Origin of the sequence: Priestia sp. SIMBA_032 (assembly GCF_046535215.1) — a bacterium.
Classification (GTDB): domain Bacteria; phylum Bacillota; class Bacilli; order Bacillales; family Bacillaceae_H; genus Priestia; species Priestia aryabhattai.
The window spans coordinates 1-271 of record NZ_JAWRXD010000676.1; the positions used below are offsets into that span (position 1 = coordinate 1).

The 271-nt window shown below is 26.2% G+C and carries 1 protein-coding gene; it reads left to right on the forward strand.

Features of this window, described 5'->3' with window-relative positions:
- A partial coding sequence (locus SB717_RS35970; protein ID WP_410907770.1) for an ABC transporter transmembrane domain-containing protein occupies positions 1-271 on the forward strand: 271 nt, incomplete at both ends.

Below are 271 nucleotides of genomic sequence, written 5' to 3' on the forward strand. Positions count from 1 at the left end.
TTTCAATTTCCTTTGTTCTTATGTCACTGTTAAGAGGCATTAGTATTGCTTTACTGCAAAAAAGCCTAGACTTATCAATAATGAATGACTTTATGAAAAAAATGTTTCATTTACCTTATTCATTTTTTGATAATAGAAGTAGTGGAGATTTATTATTTAGAGCAAACTCTGCGGTATTTATTAGAGATATAATTTCTACGACAATGATTACGATTTTTATTGATTTGTTACTTATAATTACATACACAGCAGTAATGATTAATTTCTCTTT